Annotated in this window: 18 protein-coding genes and 1 tRNA gene; 11 read left to right on the forward strand and 8 right to left on the reverse strand. The window is 63.3% G+C overall.

Annotation, left to right across the window (positions count from 1 at the left end; translation table 11 throughout):
- Positions 1–105 precede the first annotated feature (105 nt).
- Positions 106–2,208, forward strand: coding sequence for a TonB-dependent copper receptor (locus DNJ95_RS07485; protein WP_131187560.1), 2,103 nt, complete (start codon positions 106–108; stop codon positions 2,206–2,208).
- 48 nt (positions 2,209–2,256) lie between these two features.
- Here the strand turns inward: DNJ95_RS07485 and DNJ95_RS07490 are convergent, their stop codons facing one another.
- The gene (locus DNJ95_RS07490; RefSeq protein ID WP_131184101.1) at positions 2,257–3,195 is read right to left on the reverse strand and encodes a 2-hydroxyacid dehydrogenase; all 939 of its coding nucleotides are present in this window, start codon (positions 3,193–3,195) and stop codon (positions 2,257–2,259) included.
- 91 nt (positions 3,196–3,286) lie between these two features.
- Positions 3,287–3,374, reverse strand: a tRNA-Ser gene (locus DNJ95_RS07495).
- Positions 3,375–3,490: 116 nt separating this feature from the next.
- Between DNJ95_RS07495 and DNJ95_RS07500 the strand changes: the two genes are divergently transcribed.
- The 6 genes from DNJ95_RS07500 (at position 3,491) to DNJ95_RS07525 (ending at position 6,734) form a co-directional block, all read left to right on the forward strand.
- Positions 3,491–4,159, forward strand: a complete 669-nt coding sequence (locus DNJ95_RS07500) for a Bax inhibitor-1/YccA family protein (protein ID WP_131184102.1) — start codon at positions 3,491–3,493, stop codon at positions 4,157–4,159.
- Positions 4,160–4,268: 109 nt separating this feature from the next.
- Positions 4,269–4,661, forward strand: a complete 393-nt coding sequence (gene tusD, locus DNJ95_RS07505) for a sulfurtransferase complex subunit TusD (protein WP_131184103.1) — start codon at positions 4,269–4,271, stop codon at positions 4,659–4,661.
- A gap of 2 nt (positions 4,662–4,663) precedes the next feature.
- On the forward strand, positions 4,664–5,020 hold the full coding sequence (gene tusC / locus DNJ95_RS07510) for a sulfurtransferase complex subunit TusC (RefSeq protein ID WP_131184104.1): 357 nt from the start codon (positions 4,664–4,666) through the stop codon (positions 5,018–5,020).
- A complete protein-coding gene (gene tusB, locus DNJ95_RS07515; protein WP_420824389.1) occupies positions 5,017–5,322 on the forward strand; it encodes a sulfurtransferase complex subunit TusB in 306 nt (101 codons plus the stop codon). Before tusC ends, tusB begins: the two co-directional genes overlap by 4 nt.
- On the forward strand, positions 5,319–5,654 hold the full coding sequence (locus tag DNJ95_RS07520) for a TusE/DsrC/DsvC family sulfur relay protein (RefSeq protein WP_131184106.1): 336 nt from the start codon (positions 5,319–5,321) through the stop codon (positions 5,652–5,654). The genes tusB and DNJ95_RS07520 overlap by 4 nt, the downstream gene beginning before the upstream one ends.
- Before the next feature lie 99 nt (positions 5,655–5,753).
- Positions 5,754–6,734: a glutathione S-transferase family protein gene (locus DNJ95_RS07525; protein ID WP_131184107.1), complete on the forward strand. Its 981-nt coding sequence runs from the start codon at positions 5,754–5,756 to the stop codon at positions 6,732–6,734.
- Here DNJ95_RS07525 and cysG read toward each other — a convergent pair whose 3' ends face one another.
- The 6 genes from cysG to ftsK form a co-directional block, all read right to left on the reverse strand.
- Positions 6,735–8,102 carry a siroheme synthase CysG gene (gene cysG, locus DNJ95_RS07530; RefSeq protein WP_131184108.1) on the reverse strand — a complete coding sequence of 456 codons (1,368 nt, stop codon included), beginning with the start codon at positions 8,100–8,102 and terminating at the stop codon, positions 6,735–6,737.
- Positions 8,103–8,148: 46 nt separating this feature from the next.
- The gene (serS, locus tag DNJ95_RS07535; RefSeq protein ID WP_131184109.1) at positions 8,149–9,429 is read right to left on the reverse strand and encodes a serine--tRNA ligase; all 1,281 of its coding nucleotides are present in this window, start codon (positions 9,427–9,429) and stop codon (positions 8,149–8,151) included.
- A gap of 65 nt (positions 9,430–9,494) precedes the next feature.
- Entirely contained in the window at positions 9,495–9,869 is a 375-nt protein-coding gene (crcB, locus tag DNJ95_RS07540; protein ID WP_131184110.1) for a fluoride efflux transporter CrcB, read from the reverse strand.
- On the reverse strand, positions 9,866–11,191 hold the full coding sequence (locus DNJ95_RS07545) for a replication-associated recombination protein A (RefSeq protein ID WP_131184111.1): 1,326 nt from the start codon (positions 11,189–11,191) through the stop codon (positions 9,866–9,868). Before DNJ95_RS07545 ends, crcB begins: the two co-directional genes overlap by 4 nt.
- Before the next feature lie 45 nt (positions 11,192–11,236).
- Complete coding sequence (lolA, locus tag DNJ95_RS07550; protein ID WP_131184112.1) at positions 11,237–11,857, reverse strand: outer membrane lipoprotein periplasmic chaperone LolA; 621 nt, start codon at positions 11,855–11,857, stop codon at positions 11,237–11,239.
- Between the two features lie 17 nt (positions 11,858–11,874).
- The gene (gene ftsK, locus DNJ95_RS07555; protein ID WP_242671952.1) at positions 11,875–14,277 is read right to left on the reverse strand and encodes a DNA translocase FtsK; all 2,403 of its coding nucleotides are present in this window, start codon (positions 14,275–14,277) and stop codon (positions 11,875–11,877) included.
- A gap of 194 nt (positions 14,278–14,471) precedes the next feature.
- Here ftsK and trxB point away from each other — a divergent pair, with 194 nt between their 5' ends.
- From trxB to infA, 4 genes are all read left to right on the forward strand, one after another.
- On the forward strand, positions 14,472–15,419 hold the full coding sequence (trxB, locus tag DNJ95_RS07560) for a thioredoxin-disulfide reductase (RefSeq protein ID WP_131184113.1): 948 nt from the start codon (positions 14,472–14,474) through the stop codon (positions 15,417–15,419).
- A 15-nt stretch (positions 15,420–15,434) separates the two neighbouring features.
- Positions 15,435–16,130: a leucyl/phenylalanyl-tRNA--protein transferase gene (gene aat / locus DNJ95_RS07565; RefSeq protein WP_131184114.1), complete on the forward strand. Its 696-nt coding sequence runs from the start codon at positions 15,435–15,437 to the stop codon at positions 16,128–16,130.
- A 32-nt stretch (positions 16,131–16,162) separates the two neighbouring features.
- Complete coding sequence (locus tag DNJ95_RS07570) at positions 16,163–16,870, forward strand: arginyltransferase (protein WP_131184115.1); 708 nt, start codon at positions 16,163–16,165, stop codon at positions 16,868–16,870.
- 100 nt (positions 16,871–16,970) lie between these two features.
- The gene (infA, locus tag DNJ95_RS07575; RefSeq protein WP_002553999.1) at positions 16,971–17,189 is read left to right on the forward strand and encodes a translation initiation factor IF-1; all 219 of its coding nucleotides are present in this window, start codon (positions 16,971–16,973) and stop codon (positions 17,187–17,189) included.
- The last annotated feature ends 35 nt before the right edge of the window (positions 17,190–17,224 follow it).

A 17,224-nucleotide genomic window follows, 5' to 3' on the forward strand; every position in this document is an offset into this window, starting at 1 on the left:
CCCCCGTGCCCCTCCCGCCGCATCCTGAAAGTCGCAAGCAAACGAAGCCAATTTTCGACTGATGGAATCACCATGGAATCCACTCTATTACCGTGCCCGAATGCTATGGGCCACTTCGAGCCAGCCGCCACGTTCATTCGCTGGCGCCAGGCTTTCGCCATTTCCCTCGGGCTCTTGGCCGTCTCGCCGTTGCATGCCCATGAACATTCGCCCACCTCGGCAGAGCTCGAAAGCACCGTCATCACCGCCGTGCAGCAAGCGTCGCCATTGACTGTCGTCACCAATCCCAAGGAGCCCCGGCAGCCTGTCCCGGCAACCGATGGCGCCGATTACCTGAAGACGATCCCGGGGTTTTCCTCGATTCGCAACGGTGGCAGCAACGGCGATCCGGTGCTGCGCGGCATGTTCGGCTCGCGTTTGAACATCCTCAGTAACGGTACGCTGATGATCGGCGCCTGCCCTTCCAGAATGGACGCGCCCACATCCTATATCGTCCCCTCCACCTTTGATCGACTGACCGTGATCAAAGGCCCGCAAACCGTTATCTGGGGAGCTGGCTCTTCCGCCGGAACGGTGCTCTTCGAGCGCGATCCGGAGCGTTTCAGCGAGCTGGGAGGGCGTGTAGATGCCAGCTTCCTGGTCGGCTCCAACGGGCGCCTGGATAAAGTCTTCGATGGTTCGCTGGGGGCTGAGGAAGGCTATCTGCGAGTGATCGGCACCCATGCCCAGGCCGACGACTACAAGAGTGGCGACGGTGAGCGCATGCCTTCGCGCTGGGAAAAATGGAGCGGCGATATCGCTCTTGGCTGGACGCCCGACAGCGATACGCTGATCGAGCTGAGCGCCGGCAAGGGTGATGGCGAATCACGCTATGCCGGGCGCGGCATGGACGCGACCAAGCTGCTGCGTGAGAGCCTGGGGCTGCGGGTGGTTCGTGAAAATATCGGCGACGTACTGAGCAAGGTCGAGGCGCAGGTCTACTACAACTATGCCGATCACATCATGGACAACTACAGCCTGCGCACCCCGAATCCGTATGACGCCATGCCGATGATGCGTTATCCGATGGCTTCCAATGTCGATCGGCGCACTGTCGGGGCAAGGGTCGCGGCGACATTCGACTGGGATACCCTGCAGGTGATCGCGGGGCTCGATGCCATGCGCAGCGAGCATCGGGGACGCAGATCCAGCTACGCCATGATGAGCGGGGCGTTCACCGGTGCGGGACAGTTCCCGAGGGTCAGGGATGCGCTGTTCCACAATTATGGCGTATTCACCGAAGCGACCTGGCGCACCGACGAACAGCAGCGCCTGATCGGCGGTGCGCGCCTGGATAGGGCCTCGGCCAAGGACTATCGCCAGACACTGGGCAGCATGATGCCCACCATCAATCCCACCCTGGGCGACAGTCGCGACGAGACATTGCCGAGCGGATTCCTGCGCTACGAGATCGACCTCCGTGGCCAGCCCACCACGCTCTATGCCGGGCTGGGCCATAGCCAGCGCATGCCGGACTACTGGGAGTTGTTCTCGCCCGGCAGCGGCCCGCTGGGCTCGCGCAATGCCTTCGATGCCATCCATCCGGAGAAGACCACCCAGTTCGACTTTGGCGTCCAGTATGCGGGTGATGAGCTGCAGGCGTGGGCCTCTGGCTATCTGGGCCAGATACGGGACTACATCCTGTTCACCTATACCCCCGGCATGATGGGAACCACCAGCCGCGCACAGAACATCGATGCACGAATCATGGGCGCGGAACTGGGGGCCAGCTACCGGCTCGATGCGAACTGGAAGGGTGATGCCACCCTGGCCTATGCCTGGGGCAAGAACCGCTCTGATGGCGAGGCGTTGCCACAGATGCCACCGCTCGAGGTACGACTCGGCCTGACCTACGAAAGGTCCGACTGGAGCGCGGGCGCCCTGTGGCGCGTCGTCGCGGCCCAGAATCGCATCGCCGAAGGGCGAGGCAATGTGGTCGGCAAGGACTTCGACGACAGCCCGGGATTCGCCGTGTTCTCCTTGAACGGGGCCTATCGGGTCAGCCGTCAGGTAAGGCTCAGTGCGGGAATAGACAATCTGTTCGACCGTGACTACACCGAGCACCTGAACCTTGCGGGCAATGCCGGTTTCGGTTTCGTCGCGGATAACCCGGAGTCGATCAGCGAACCCGGGCGTACCTTGTGGACCAAGGTCGATATCAGCTTCTGAATATGAAGAAGCGCGCCGCCCGGCGTTGAAACACCGGGCGGCGCTGATTCAGACGCCGGTCAGCACCCTGCCCCTGGCAAAGAACTCATGCAGGTTGGCCAGTACCAGCTCCTCCATCTGCAGGCGTGTCTCCTCCGTCGCACTGCCGATATGCGGCAGCAGCACGACATTCGGCAATTCGAACAATGCCTCGGGAACCCTGGGTTCATCCGCATAGACATCCAGGCCGGCAGCCTTGAGCGAACCACCGCCAAGAGCGGCCACCAGCGCCTGTTCATCCACCACACTGCCACGGGCCAGATTGATCAGGATGCCATCAGGCCCCAGGGCTTTCAGGACCTCGGCCGAGATCAGGTGGTGAGTGGCAGCCCCTCCCGGGCAGCAGAGCACGAGGAAGTCCGCCCACCTGGCGAGCTCCAGCAGGTCGCCTTCATACTGATAGAGGCAGTCCGCTACCGGGTGCCGGTTATGGTAGCGCACCGGCATGTCGAAACCACTGGAGCGCCTGGCCACTTCCTTGCCAATTCCTCCCAGCCCGACGATTCCCAGGTTCTTGCCACTGACGCGACGGCCCAGGGGGAAATTGCCCTGGAGCCACTTCCCGGCACGGGTAAAGCGATCGGCTTCCACCGAACGACGAGCCGTGTCGATGATCAGCCCGATCGCCAGATCGGCCACGCACTGGTTGAGCACATCCGGAGTATTGCTGACCTGGATGCCACGTTCATGCGCATGATCAACGGCAATGGAGTCGAAACCGACACCAAAGCTGCAGATCGCCTTGACATTGGGCAGGCGCTCGAGCAGCGCCTGCGGGCAGCCATGCCGCGCCGCAGTCACCAGCGCCTCGAACTCCCCGCCATGCCTCAGCAGAAAGGCGTCTGGATCCTGCTGCCGCCACAGAGGCTGCACATCGTAATGGGCAGACAGGCTGCTGGAAAAGCGCTCCGTCAGGAACCCGACCTGGAGAACTCGCGGACGACTCATGAGACGCTTCCTTCTGGAAATGAATACGGACGCCTGGATAATACCCCAGAAACACGAAAGCCCCGGAATACGGGGCTTTCGTGGTAGCAGATGGCGGAGGCGTAGAGATTCGAACTCTAGGTGCTGTTACACACGGCGGTTTTCAAGACCGCTGCCTTAAACCACTCGGCCACACCTCCAAATTCGCGGCGCTATAGTACCGAATCGACACACACTGTCAAACACTGTCGTCAATTCGCAGTATCGGCTCTGCTATGATCGTGCCGTTCGAACATTACCCCACAGGAGTGCCATCATGCACGAACATGAATACGCGCTTGGCCATGCGCAGGCGGACCAGCAAGCGGTCAGCCGCGTTCTGCGCAATACCTATGGCCTGCTGGCCATGACCCTGGCCTTCAGCGGAGTGGTCGCCTACATGGCGATGCAGGCGAATGCGCCCTACCCGAACCTGATCGTCCTGCTGGTCGGCTACCTTGGGTTGTTCTTCCTCACGGCAAAGCTGCGCAATTCGGTATGGGGCCTGGTTTCCACCTTCGCCCTGACGGGTTTCATGGGCTATACCCTCGGGCCGATCCTGAACATGTACCTGGGCATGGCCAACGGTGGCGAGCTGGTTTCCACCGCGTTGTCGATGACCGCCCTGGTGTTCTTCGGCCTGTCGGCCTTCGTACTGGTCACGCGCAAGGACATGAGTTTCCTCAGCGGTTTCATCACCGCCGGCTTCTTCGTCCTGCTGGGAGCGGTCGTGGCCAACCTGTTCTTCGAGATCAGTGGCCTGCAACTGGCGATCAGCGCCGGCTTCGTGCTGTTCTCGTCGGCCTGCATCCTGTTCCAGACCAGCGCCATCATCCACGGTGGCGAGCGTAACTACATCATGGCGACCATCGGCCTGTACGTTGCACTGTACAACCTGTTCATCAGCCTGCTGCAACTGCTGGGCATCTTCGGCTCGGACGACTGAGCCGCCCAGGGTAGCCAATGGCCCCGGGAGGCCTCGCCTCTCGGGGCTTTTCGTTTTCATGGCCTGGCGCAGTATCATGGCGGCCGGTTCCCCGATGCGGATACGCTGGATGAAATTCGCCATTGCCCTGTTCTCTCCTCCCCACTCGCCTGCGGCGCGCCGGGCGCTGCGCTTCGCCCAGGCTGTCCTGCAGCAGGGGCATGAGATCGTGCGGATATTCCTCTACCAGGACGGCGTGCACACGGCATCGGCCAATGTCGTGTTTCCCCAGGACGAGTCGGACATGGCATTGCAATGGCGGCAATTCATCCAGGCACACCAGCTCGATGGCGTCGTGTGTGTCGCGGCAGCCCTGCGGCGTGGTGTACTCGACCAGCAGGAAGCCACCCGCCATGCCCGTCCGGCGGTCAATCTGGCGGGTGGCTGGAGCCTCTCGGGGCTCGGCCAGTTGCATGATGCGGCCCAGCAGTCCGAGCGCCTGGTCTGCTTCGGAGGGTCTTGAACATGCGCTCCATGCTGATCATCAGCCGGCGGTCGCCCTGGTCCGGCAGCGGCGCACGCGAGGCGCTGGATATCGCCCTGGCCGGCGGTGCCTTCGATCTGCCGATTTCGCTGCTGCTCATCGACGATGGCGTGTTCCAACTGGTTCCCGGGCAATCCCCGGGCAACCTCGAACAGAAGGACATGACCGCCAATCTGCAAGCCCTGCCGCTGTTCGGCGTAGAGGCTATCCATGTCTGCCAGCGCAGCCTGGGCGAGCGCGGGCTGTTGCAACGACCGCTGGCGATCGCGGCGATCCCTCTCGATGACGAGGGGCTGCGCGCCCTTGTCGACAACCATGACCATGTGATCACCCTCTGATGAGCACACTGCATATTCTCTCCCTCTCGCCCTTCGAAGGCGGCCATCTGGACACTTGCCTCAGGCTGCTGCAGGGCGGCGATGCGCTGCTGTTATGCGGCGATGCCGTGCATGCCCTCGCCCCCGGCACCTCCCGGCGCCAGGTGCTGCAACGGTTGCCCCGGGATATTTCCCTGTATGCCCTGGCTGAAGATATCGAGGCGCGCTCGCTGAGCGATCTGCCCGAGCGGCTGATCGCCATCGATTACCCTGCATTCGTCGATATCTGCGGCCTCTACTCGAAAAGCAACAGTTGGCTATGAGCGCATTGCGTATAGAAGACCGCGATATCCCTCTGGACCCGGATGGCTACCTCGTCAACTTGAGCGACTGGCAGCCCGAGGTGGCACGGGCATTGGCGCGGGAGGAAGGTATCGAGCTGGATGAGCGGCACTGGGAGGTGCTCGAACTGCTGCGGCGGTTCTACGACGAGTTCCAGCTCGCCCCGGCCAATCGCCCCTTGATCAAGTACGTGGCCCTCAAGCTCGGCCCGGAGAAAGGCAACAGCCTTTACTTGAATGCCTTGTTCCAGGGGCCGCCAGCCAAGCGCGCCGCCCGCCTGGCCGGCCTGCCGAGGCCGACCAACTGCCTCTGACCGATCGACTGGCAAGATGGTTATCAGCAGTCTTTCGGTCGTTTCCGTGGTCGCATAGGACATAGACTGTCGGAAAAGTGACCATTGAAGGAGGTAGGCATGGGGCGTCTTGCGCAAGGTGTATGGTTCGATCAGGAAGACCAGATCGACGAGGATGGCCAGTATCGGCGCCAGGCGACACAGCATCGCGACTGGATAACCGCCGATGGCGATTTCCAGCCCGAAGCCGGTCGCTATCACCTGTATGTCTCGCTCGCCTGCCCCTGGGCGCACCGCACCCTGATCTACCGCAGGCTCAAGGGGCTGGAGTCGTTGATCAGCGTTTCCGTGGTCAGTTGGCTGATGGCGGAGCATGGCTGGACCTTCGACCAGAACCTCGGCTCGAGCGGCGATGCCCTGCAAGGGCTGCAATACCTGCACCAGCTCTACACGCTGGACTCCCCCGACTACAGTGGCCGGGTTACCGTGCCGGTTCTCTGGGACCGCAAGACCCGGCGCATCGTCAACAACGAGTCGGCCGATATCATCCGCATCTTCAACGCTGCCTTCGATGAACTGACGAGGTCGACCCTGGACCTCTACCCCACGGCATTGCAGGAGGAAATCGACCGGCTCAACAGCCATATCTACGACAGCCTCAACAATGGCGTCTATCGGGCCGGTTTCGCCACCCGCCAGGGGGCCTACGAGGAGGCATTCGATGCTGTCTTCGCCACCCTCGACGAGCTGGAGGGGTTGCTGGACGGCAAACGCTACCTGGCCGGAGAGTACCTGAGCGAGGCGGACTGGCGACTGTTCACCACGCTGGTACGCTTCGACGCGGTCTACCATGGGCATTTCAAATGCAACCTGCGACGCATCAGCGACTACCCCAACCTGCAGGGCTGGTTGCGTGAGCTATACCAGTGGCCCGGTATCGCCGAGACGGTCGATCTGCAGCATATCAAGCGGCACTATTACCAGAGCCACCGCTCGATCAATGCCAATGGCATCGTACCCAAGGGGCCGCAATCGAGCCTGGGCAGCCCACATGGCAGGGAACGCCTGCCAGGCAGGGGTATTTTCCAGGGCGCTGGCTGATCAGACCTTGAACCAGGCCAGCTTGTCGCGCAGCGTGACCACTTCGCCAACGATCAGCAGCGTCGGTGCCTGCACCTGTTCGGCGGCGATCCGTTGGGGCAGGTCGGCCAGGGTGCCAGTGAAGACCCGCTGGTTCTCCGTGGTGCCTTGCTGGATCAGTGCGATCGGCGTGGCGGCGGCGCGGCCGTGGGCGATCAGTTGCCGGCAGATGATCGGCAGCCCCACCAGCCCCATGTAGAACACCAGGGTCTGCCCGGGTGCGACCAGGTCCGCCCAGGGCAGGTCGCAACTGCCATCCTTCAGGTGCCCGGTGACGAAGCGAACCGACTGGGCATGGTCGCGATGGGTCAGGGGAATCCCGGCATAGGCGGCGCAGCCGCTGGCGGCGGTGATCCCCGGCACGACCTGGAAAGGTATGCCGTGGGCCGCCAGTTCCTCGATCTCTTCCCCGCCCCGGCCGAAGATGAACGGGTCGCCCCCCTTCAGCCGCAATACACGCTTGCCGGCAAGGGCCAGGTCGACCAACTGCCGGTTGATCTGTTCCTGCGGCAAGGCATGCCGCGCCCGCTGCTTGCCGACATAGATGCGTTCGGCATCGCGGCGGCACAGCTCGACGATCGCCGGCGCAACCAGGCGGTCATAGAGCACCACATCGGCCTGCTGCATCAGCCGCAGGGCGCGGAACGTCAGCAAGTCGGGATCGCCCGGTCCGGCGCCGACCAGGTAGACCTCGCCCCGCCCCGGCGCGCCGAAGTTGTCCAGGCGCTCCTGCAGATGATGCGCGGCCTCGTCGTCGCGGCCGGCCATGACCTGTTCGGCGATAGGCCCCTGGAAAACCTCTTCCCAGAACAACCGGCGCTGCTGTACATCCGGCAGGCGCCCCCTGACCGTGGCCCTGAAGCGCCTGGCCAGCCCGGCCAGGCGGCCATAGGCCGAGGGGATCCAGGTCTCGATGCTGGCCCGTACCAGCCGCGCCAGCACCGGGGCATCGCCACCGCTGGAAACGGCGACGATCAGCGGCGAACGATCGACGATGGCGGGAAAGATGACACTGCAGAGCGCCGGGGCGTCCACCACATTCACCGGGATACCGAGTGCCTGGGCATCCTGCGAGACCCGGGCGTTGACCGAAGTATCGCTGGTGCAGGCGATCACCAGCGATACGCCGCCCAGGTCATCGGGCAGGTAGGTGCGCCGTCGGCAATCCGCCGCCAGTTCTTCCAGCTCCGCAACGATCTCCGGGGCGACGACACGCAACAGGGCACCCGCCTGGCTCAACAGGCGGGCCTTGCGCAGGGCGATGCTGCCGCCGCCGACAAGCAGTACCTGCCGCCCCTTGAGGCTGTGGAACAGCGGGAGGTATTCCATACCGCTCAGCGCCCCGGCACTCGCCGCGAGGGCTGGCCGAATGCGTTCAACCTATCACCTCGATGCCGCCCATGTATGGCTTGAGCACTTCGGGCACAAGGATCGAGCCATCGGCCTGCTGGTAGTTCTCCAGTACCGCGACCAGCGTGCGGCCGACCGCCAGGCCGGAACCGTTGAGGGTGTGCACCAGTTCCGGCTTGCCGGTTTCCGGGTTGCGGTAGCGCGCCTGCATGCGGCGCGCCTGGAAGTCGCCGCAGTTCGAGCAGGAGGAAATTTCGCGGTATTTGCCCTGGCTGGGCACCCAGACCTCCAGGTCGTAGGTCTTGCTGGCGCTGAAGCCCATGTCGCCGGTGCACAGCGCGAGTACGCGATAAGGCAGTTGCAGCGCCTGGAGGACTTTCTCGGCATTGCCGGTGAGCTCTTCCAGTGCCTCGAAAGAACGCGATGGCTCGACGATCTGCACCATCTCGACCTTGTCGAACTGGTGCTGGCGAATCATGCCGCGGGTATCGCGGCCGGAGGCGCCGGCTTCGCTACGGAAACAGGGCGTATGCGCGACGAATTTCAGCGGCAGCGCGCGAATATCGAGAATCTCACCGGAAACGATATTGGTCAGCGACACTTCCGCGGTCGGGATCAGGTAGAAATCCGCCTCGCCTTCCCGGGAAATCTTGAACAGGTCTTCCTCGAACTTGGGTAGCTGGCCGGTCCCCTGCAGGGCCGGGGCCTGTACCAGATAAGGTGTATAGGCTTCCTCGTAGCCATGCTCGCGGGTGTGCAGGTCGAGCATGAACTGCGCCAGGGCACGGTGCATCCTGGCGATCGGCCCGCGCATCAGCGCGAAGCGTGCGCCGGAGAGTTTCGCGGCGGTTTCGAAATCGAGCCAGCCATGCTGCTCGCCCAGGGCGACGTGGTCCTTGATTTCGAAATCGAAACTCGTCGGCGAGCCCCAGCGGCGGACTTCGACATTCTGCTCCTCGTCAACGCCGACCGGCACCGATGCATCGGGCAGGTTGGGAATGTTCAGCAGCAGTTGATCGAGCTCCGTCTGGATATTGTCCAGCTCACGCTTGCCCGACTCGAGGTCGGCGCCCATGCGGTCCACCTCGGCCAGCAGCGGTGCGATGTCCTCACCCTGTTGCTTGGCCTTGCCGATGGCCCTGGAGCGTGCGTTACGCTCGGCCTGGAGCTGTTCGGTGCGGCTCTGTACGGTCTTGCGCTGTGCTTCGAGCGCTTCGATACGCGCCACATCCAGCGTATAGCCACGGGTGGCCAGACGGGCCGCGACATCCTGTAGCTGGCTGCGCAGCAGTTTCGAATCAAGCATGGTGGTTCTCGTCTTCTGGAATATCTTGAGTAAGGGAGAGCGGGTTGTGCAGTGTACTTCCCGGCTCAGAGCCTGGCGAGGGTCAGGCCCAGCCAGGTCGCCAGCAGGCCGCCGCATACGCTCAGGCCGAGATAGCCGAACAGTGTGGCCAACTGGCCGCTTTCGAGCAGCCGCAGGTTGTCCAGGGAAAAGCTGGAAAAGGTCGTCAGCCCACCGACGAAGCCGACGATCAGGGTGTTGCGCCATTCCGGCGACAGGCCAGGGCGATCGAGGAAAAAGGCATAGAGATAGCCGATCAGCAGGCAACCGAGCAGATTGACCGCCAGGGTCCCCAGAAAGTACTGGCGAGGCCAGTGCTGGGCGACCCAGACCCCGGCGGCGAAGCGCAACAGGGTACCGGCCACCCCGGCGCAGGCGATCATGACGAGCATGCGTATCATGGTTTGCGCCTCTGTCGCGGGCTGTCGCGATCCAGTTGCGCCAGGTGTTCGAGCTTGTCGCGGATCTTGCTTTCCAGGCCACGCGGCGCCGGCTGGTAGTAGCGGCGTGGCTCCATGGCTTCGGGAAAGTAGTCTTCCCCGGCGGCATAGGCATCCGGCTCGTCATGGGCATAGCGATACTCTTCGCCATAGCCCAGCTCCTTCATCAACCGGGTCGGCGCATTGCGCAGGTGCAGCGGCACCTCGTGCGAGCCGTTGTCCGCGACATCGCGGCGGGCGGCGTTGAAGGCGCTATAGACCGCATTGCTCTTCGGCGCACAGGCCAGGTAGACGATGGCCTGCGCCACCGCCAGCTCGCCCTCCGGGCTGCCCAGGCGCTCCTGCACTTCCCAGGCGCTCAAGCACAAGTCCAGTGCCCGCGGGTCGGCATTGCCCACCTCTTCGCTGGCCATGCGCACCACTCGCCTGGCGATATACAGCGGGTCGCAACCGCCATCGAGCATACGTGCGAACCAGTACAGCGCCGCATCGGGGTTGGAACCGCGCACCGACTTGTGCAGGGCCGATATCTGGTCGTAGAAGGCTTCGCCACCCTTGTCGAAGCGGCGACGGCTGTCGCCCAGCAGGTTCTGCAGCAGCTCCGGGGCGATCTCTTGCCCGGCCTCGAGCAGGTCCGCGGCGTTTTCCAGCAGGTTGAGCAGGCGCCGGCCATCGCCGTCGGCGGCGGCGATCAGGATCGCCAGGCTTTCCTCGGGCAGCGTCAGTCGCAGTGCGCCCAGCCCTCGCGACTCATGCAGGGCGCGGTTGGCCAGTTGCCGCAGCGCGGCCTCGTCCAGCCCCTTGAGCACATAGACGCGCGCCCGCGACAGCAGCGCATTGTTCAGCTCGAAGGATGGGTTTTCGGTGGTGGCGCCGATGAAGATCAGCGTGCCGTCTTCCACATAGGGCAGGAAGGCATCCTGCTGCGACTTGTTGAAGCGATGCACCTCATCGACGAACAGGATGGTCTTGCGCCCGTATTGCGCGGCCTGCTGCTTGGCCACCTCGACCGCCTGGCGGATCTCCTTGACCCCGGACAGCACCGCGGAAATCGTTTCGAAATGCGCATCCGAGACCTTGGCCAGCAGTCGCGCCAGGGTGGTCTTGCCAACCCCGGGCGGCCCCCAGAACACCATGGAATGCAGGGCGCCCTGCTCCAGCGCCTCGCGCAGCGGCTTGCCGCGCGCCAGCAGGTGCTGCTGGCCGACGTATTCATCCAGGTTTTCCGGGCGCAAACGTGCCGCCAGGGGCTGGGCGACAGGTTCGCGCTTGAACAGATCCATCGCGGGATGGCTCCTCGTATCTGCAATCACTGCCCGGGCAATGACTTACTCGGAAATGACGTCAGCCCCTTCGGGAATCTCGAAATGGAACTGCCCGGCGTCGATCGGCTGGTTCATCTTCACACCGCTGAAGAGGATATTGGTGCGCTGCCCGACACTGTCGATCAGTTGCATATCGTTGATCACACCACCGCGAAAGGACAGCCGCAGGTTATCGAACAGGGTGTCCTTGGCCTTGGGCGTCAGGGTGAAGTCGACCACTTCCCCCGCCTCCTTGTGGCTGACCTCGAAGTTCTCGCTGATCCGCGAGACATCGCCGGACAGCAGCAGCGCCGGCGTATGGGTCAGGCGCTGGTCGAGTTGCTGGATCGTCACCTGCTCCAGGTCCGGGTCATACAGCCAGACCTGCTTGCCGTCGGACACCAGCAACTGCTCCATCGGCGCGTCGGTATGCCAGCGGAACTGGCCCGGGCGCTTGAGCGCGAGTTCGCCGGCGGTTTCCTGCAGTTGCGTGCCGCTGCCATCCAGGGAGAGTTGCGAAAAGCGCCCGGTGAGGGTTTCCGCCTGGGTCAGGAGCCCGCTCAGGCGCTGGGCGGAAAGCGCATCGGCATGCACCGGCATGGCGACCAGCAGGGCGGATGCGAACAGCGAACGGATCAATTGCATAATGCCTCGGTGCGACATCAGTCGCGATGTGGGCCCGGCGCTATCACTTCGCGCGAGCCGTTGGTATTCATGGCGCTGACCACGCCGGCCATCTCCATCGCCTCGATCATGCGCGCGGCGCGGTTGTAGCCGATCTTCAGCTTGCGCTGTACGGAGGAAATCGAAGCCCTGCGGCTTTCCAGCACGAAATTCACCGCTTCGTCGTACAAGGGGTCGCTTTCGCTGTCTTCACCGTCGCCGCCGGAGCCTCCTTCGAAGCCGCCGCCCGACTCTTCCACGCCGGCCAGGATGTCCTCGATATAGTCGGGAGCGCCCCGCGCCTTCCAGGCCTCGACCACGCGGTGCACCTCTTCGTCGGAAACGAACGCACCATGCACGCGGACCGGCAGCCCGGTGCCCGGTGGCAGGTAGAGCATATCGCCATGGCCCAGCAGTTGCTCCGCGCCGCCCTGGTCGAGGATGGTGCGCGAGTCGATCTTGCTCGATACCTGGAAGGCCATGCGGGTCGGAATATTGGCCTTGATCAGGCCGGTGATGACATCCACCGAGGGCCGCTGCGTGGCCAGGATCAGATGGATGCCGGCCGCTCTCGCCTTCTGCGCGATGCGCGCGATCAGCTCTTCGACCTTCTTGCCGACGATCATCATCATATCGGCGAATTCGTCGACCACCACCACGATGGTCGGCAGCGGTTTCAGCAGGGGCGGCTCATCCTCCATGCTTTCGCGGCGATAGAGCGGGTCGCCGAGCGGCGTGCCGGCCTCCTCGGCCTCCTTGATCTTGCGATTGAAGCCGGCCAGGTTGCGTACGCCCATGGCCGCCATCAGCTTGTAGCGGCGCTCCATCTCGGCGACGCTCCAGCGTAGCGCGTTGGCCGCTTCCTTCATGTCGGTGACCACCGGGCACAGCAGGTGCGGAATACCTTCGTAGATCGACAGCTCCAGCATCTTCGGGTCGATCATGATCAGGCGCGCCTCGTCCGGCGTCGACTTGAAAAGGATCGACAGGATCATCGCGTTGACGCCGACCGACTTGCCCGAACCGGTGGTACCGGCCACCAACAGGTGCGGCATCTTCGCCAGGTCGGCGATGACCGGCTGGCCGCCGATATCGTGGCCCAGCGCGATGGTGACCGGCGACTTGGCCTCGTCGTACTGGGTCGAGGACAGCACCTCGGAAAAACGCACGATCTGCCGGTCCTCGTTGGGAATCTCGATACCGACCGTGGTCTTGCCGGGGATCACCTCGACCACCCGCACGCTGATCACCGCCAGCGAGCGCGCCAGGTCCTTGGCCAGGTTGGAGATACGGCTGACCTTCACCCCCACCCCCGGCTGGATTTCGAAACGGGTGATCACCGGGCCCGGATGCACCGACTCGACGATGACCTCGACACCGAACTCCTTCAGCTTGATCTCCAGCAGGCGCGACATCGCCTCCAGGGATTCCGGGGAAAACTGCTTCTGCTTCTTCTCGGCCGCATCCAGCAGGGAAATCGGCGGCAGGCTGCCTTCCACCGCCGTATCGACGAACAGGGTCGCCTGCTTCTCCTTGAGCACCCGCTTGCTCGGTTCGCTGGCCTTGGCCGGAGCCGGCGGCTCGATGACCGGTACCACGCGCTTTTCCCGCTCGCTCATATGGCGGCTCAGGGATTCTTCGCGCTCGATCAGGCGCTCCTTGGCACGCACGCGCTCACGCTGGTCCGCCACCACCGGCGCCACCACCTCGCTGATCACATCGTCCGCTTCGCGCAACTGGGCGATCATCTGCCGGCGCTCGTTGCGCGCATTCCACCAACGGCTGAAGAAGCTCTGGAGCAGTTCGAACAGATCGAGGGTGATCTTGCCGGTCAGGTCCATCACGCGGAACCAGGACAGGTCAGTGAACACCGTCAGGCCGAAGAGAAAGAACGCCAGCAGCACCAGGGTGCTGCCCTGCACATTGAAGGTGACTTCGGCCCATTGCCCGAGGCTTTCGCCCAGGGCTCCGCCCGCCGAACCCGGCAGGCCGGCAGCGCCCTGGAAATGGATATAGGCCAGTGCGGAGCCGGACAGCACCAGGAACACCAGGCCGATCAGGCGCCAGGAGAACAGCCAGCCACTCCAGCTCCAGGGCTGGTGGCGCGCACGGAACACCTGCCAGGTCTTGATCCCGAGCAACAGCGGAAACAGGTAGGCGAAGTAGCCAAGCGCCATGAACAGCACATCGGCGAACCAGGCGCCGGCGCGCCCGGCGGCGTTCTTCACCTGGTCCACGTTGCTGGTGTGGGTCCAGCCCGGGTCGGCCGCATCGTAGGTGAGCAGCGCCATCCACAGGTAGGCACAGAGCACGCCAAGGGCGATCAGCGCCCCCTCTTTCAGGCGCGAACCCAGTTGCTGTCGCCAGGCCGAAATAGATGCCGCTGGTATGGGATTCTTCAAAACGCTTTATATCCTGCGCCAGGGCGCACTCGATGAACTGGAATCTCCGGCATTGTACGGATGATGCAGCGCGCATACCAAGCCGGTTTGGGCTTTTCGCGATGCTTCGGTGTAGCATAACCGCCAGTTTTCTTTGTGTGCTTTTCGCGGCACAGGTTCATCCATTTCGAAACAAAGGCTTATGAGGGCTTTTTATGAGTGAAGTCAAGCATTCACGTCTGATCATTCTCGGCTCTGGCCCTGCCGGCTATACCGCGGCCGTTTACGCAGCCCGTGCCAACCTGAAGCCACTGGTGATCACCGGGATCCAGCCGGGCGGCCAGTTGACCACCACCACCGAAGTCGACAACTGGCCAGGCGATGTCGAAGGGCTGACCGGCCCGGGCCTGATGGAACGCATGCGCGAACATGCCGAACGTTTCGACACCGAGATCGTCCACGACCATATCCATACCGCCGAATTGCAGCAGCGCCCGTTCCTGCTCAAGGGCGACGATGCCACCTATAGCTGCGATGCGCTGATCATCGCCACCGGCGCTTCGGCCCAGTACCTGGGGCTGCCCTCGGAAGACGCCTTCGCCGGTCGCGGCGTGTCGGCCTGCGCCACGTGCGATGGTTTCTTCTATCGCAACCAGGTGGTCGCGGTGATCGGTGGCGGTAACACCGCGGTCGAGGAAGCGCTCTACCTGTCCAATATCGCCAGGGAAGTGCACCTGATCCACCGCCGCGACAAACTGCGTTCGGAGAAGATCCTGCAGGACAAGATCCTCGAGAAAGCCGCCAGCGGCAATATCCGCCTGCATTGGAACCACACCCTGGAAGAAGTGCTGGGCGATGCCAGCGGCGTCACCGGCGTGCGCCTGAAAAGCACCGAGTCCGGCGAAGAGAAAACCCTCGAGCTGGCTGGCGTCTTCATCGCCATCGGGCATAAACCCAACACCGAACTGTTCCAGGGCCAACTGGAAACCCACGACGGCTACCTGGTGGTCAAGGGCGGCAACCAGGGCGATGCCACCAGCACCAGCATTCCCGGCGTATTCGCTGCCGGCGACGTGGCCGATAATGTTTATCGCCAGGCCATCACCTCGGCCGGCGCCGGCTGCATGGCGGCCCTGGATGCCGAGAAGTACCTGGACAACTGAGCTGGAGTGGTGTCGATGCTGGCCTGGCTGTCGCGTGACGAACTGGCGTTCCCTGCGCTCGAGTCGGCATTGCGCGAACCGAACGGTTTGCTGGCGGCTGGCGGCGACCTGAGCGTCGAACGGCTGCTGGCGGCCTACCGGCATGGCTGCTTCCCCTGGTATCAGGATGGCCAGCCACTGCTGTGGTGGTCGCCGGACCCGCGCATGGTGCTGTTCCCGGGTGAGCTGCATGTGTCACGCAGCCTGCGCAAGCGCATACGCCAACAGCCTTTCCAGGTCACCCTGGACCAGGCCTTCCAGGCCGTCATCGGCCACTGTGCCGGACCGCGGCGCAATACCGACGGAACCTGGATCACCAGCCCGATGCAGCGCGCCTACCTGCGTCTGCATGAGCTGGGCGTGGCGCACTCGGTGGAAGTCTGGCAGGAACAGCAACTGGTCGGTGGCCTGTACGGCCTGGCCATGGGCAGGCTGTTCTTCGGCGAGTCGATGTTCAGCCACGCCACGGATGCCTCGAAGATCGGCTTTGCCCACCTGGTGGAGTGCCTGCGGGAATGGGGCTTCGAGTTGCTCGACTGCCAGATGCATACCCGCCACCTGGCCAGCTTCGGCGCCCGCGAGATACCACGCACGGAGTTCGCCGCGATCCTGCATGGCGCGCTGGGCCGACCGGGCGAGTCCAACTGGCGAGGTCGGGCGAGTATCCCCTAAACTGACAGCCATGAAATGCATGAGGCTTGACCATGACCTCGCTGGCTCGTCTGAAGTTCTACGCCACACAGCCGCATGACTGCAGCTATCTCTCGGGCCAGCAGGCCACCACCTTGTTCCTCGACCCCAGCCAGCCGATGGACGAGCAGATCTATGCGCAATTATCCGAAGTCGGCTTTCGCCGTAGTGGCGACCACCTCTACCGTCCTCACTGCCAGCAGTGCAGCGCCTGCATAGCCGCTCGCCTGCCCGTCGCCGGCATGGCCCTGAAGCGCCAGCAGAAGCGCATCATCAAGCGCAACGCCGACCTGCGGGTCGAACGACGCCGGCCGACCTGCAACGATGAGATCTACTCGCTGTATGCCCGCTATATCGAGCAGCGCCATGCGGATGGCGACATGTACCCGCCAAGCCGCGAGCAATTCACCACTTTCCTGGTCAGGGACCTGCCCTTCTGCCATTTCTACGAGTTCCGGCTGGATGGGCGGCTGCTGGCCGTTGCGGTCACCGACGTACTGCCCAACGGCCTGTCTGCCGTCTATACCTTCTACGAACCCGAGATGGCCCACAGGAGCCTGGGGCGCTACGCCATTCTGTGGCAACTGGGAGAGGCCGACCGCCTGGGCCTGGAAGCGCTCTACCTCGGCTACTGGATCAGGAACTGCCGGAAAATGAACTACAAGACCGAATACCGGCCAATCGAGCTTCTGGTCAACCAGCGTTGGGTACTGCTCAACTGAAGCCTTGGCTCGGCAGGCCATTTCGGGCACAATACCCGCCGCTTTTGCCTGGACATCGACTTGTGTCAGGCCAATCTTTGGTTATCGAGGGCTTTACTGAATGTCGAAAGAAGACAGCTTCGAAATGGAAGGCACTGTCGTCGACACCCTGCCAAACACCATGTTCCGCGTGGAGTTGGAAAACGGGCACGTCGTTACCGCGCATATCTCCGGGAAGATGCGCAAGAATTACATCCGGATTCTCACCGGCGACAAGGTTCGGGTCGAGCTGACCCCCTACGACCTGAGCAAAGGGCGTATCACCTACCGCGCACGCTGATCCGCGATCACTAAAAAGCCCGGCAAGTCACCTTG

Source organism: Stutzerimonas kirkiae (assembly GCF_004327335.1).
Taxonomy (GTDB): Bacteria; Pseudomonadota; Gammaproteobacteria; order Pseudomonadales; family Pseudomonadaceae; genus Stutzerimonas; species Stutzerimonas kirkiae.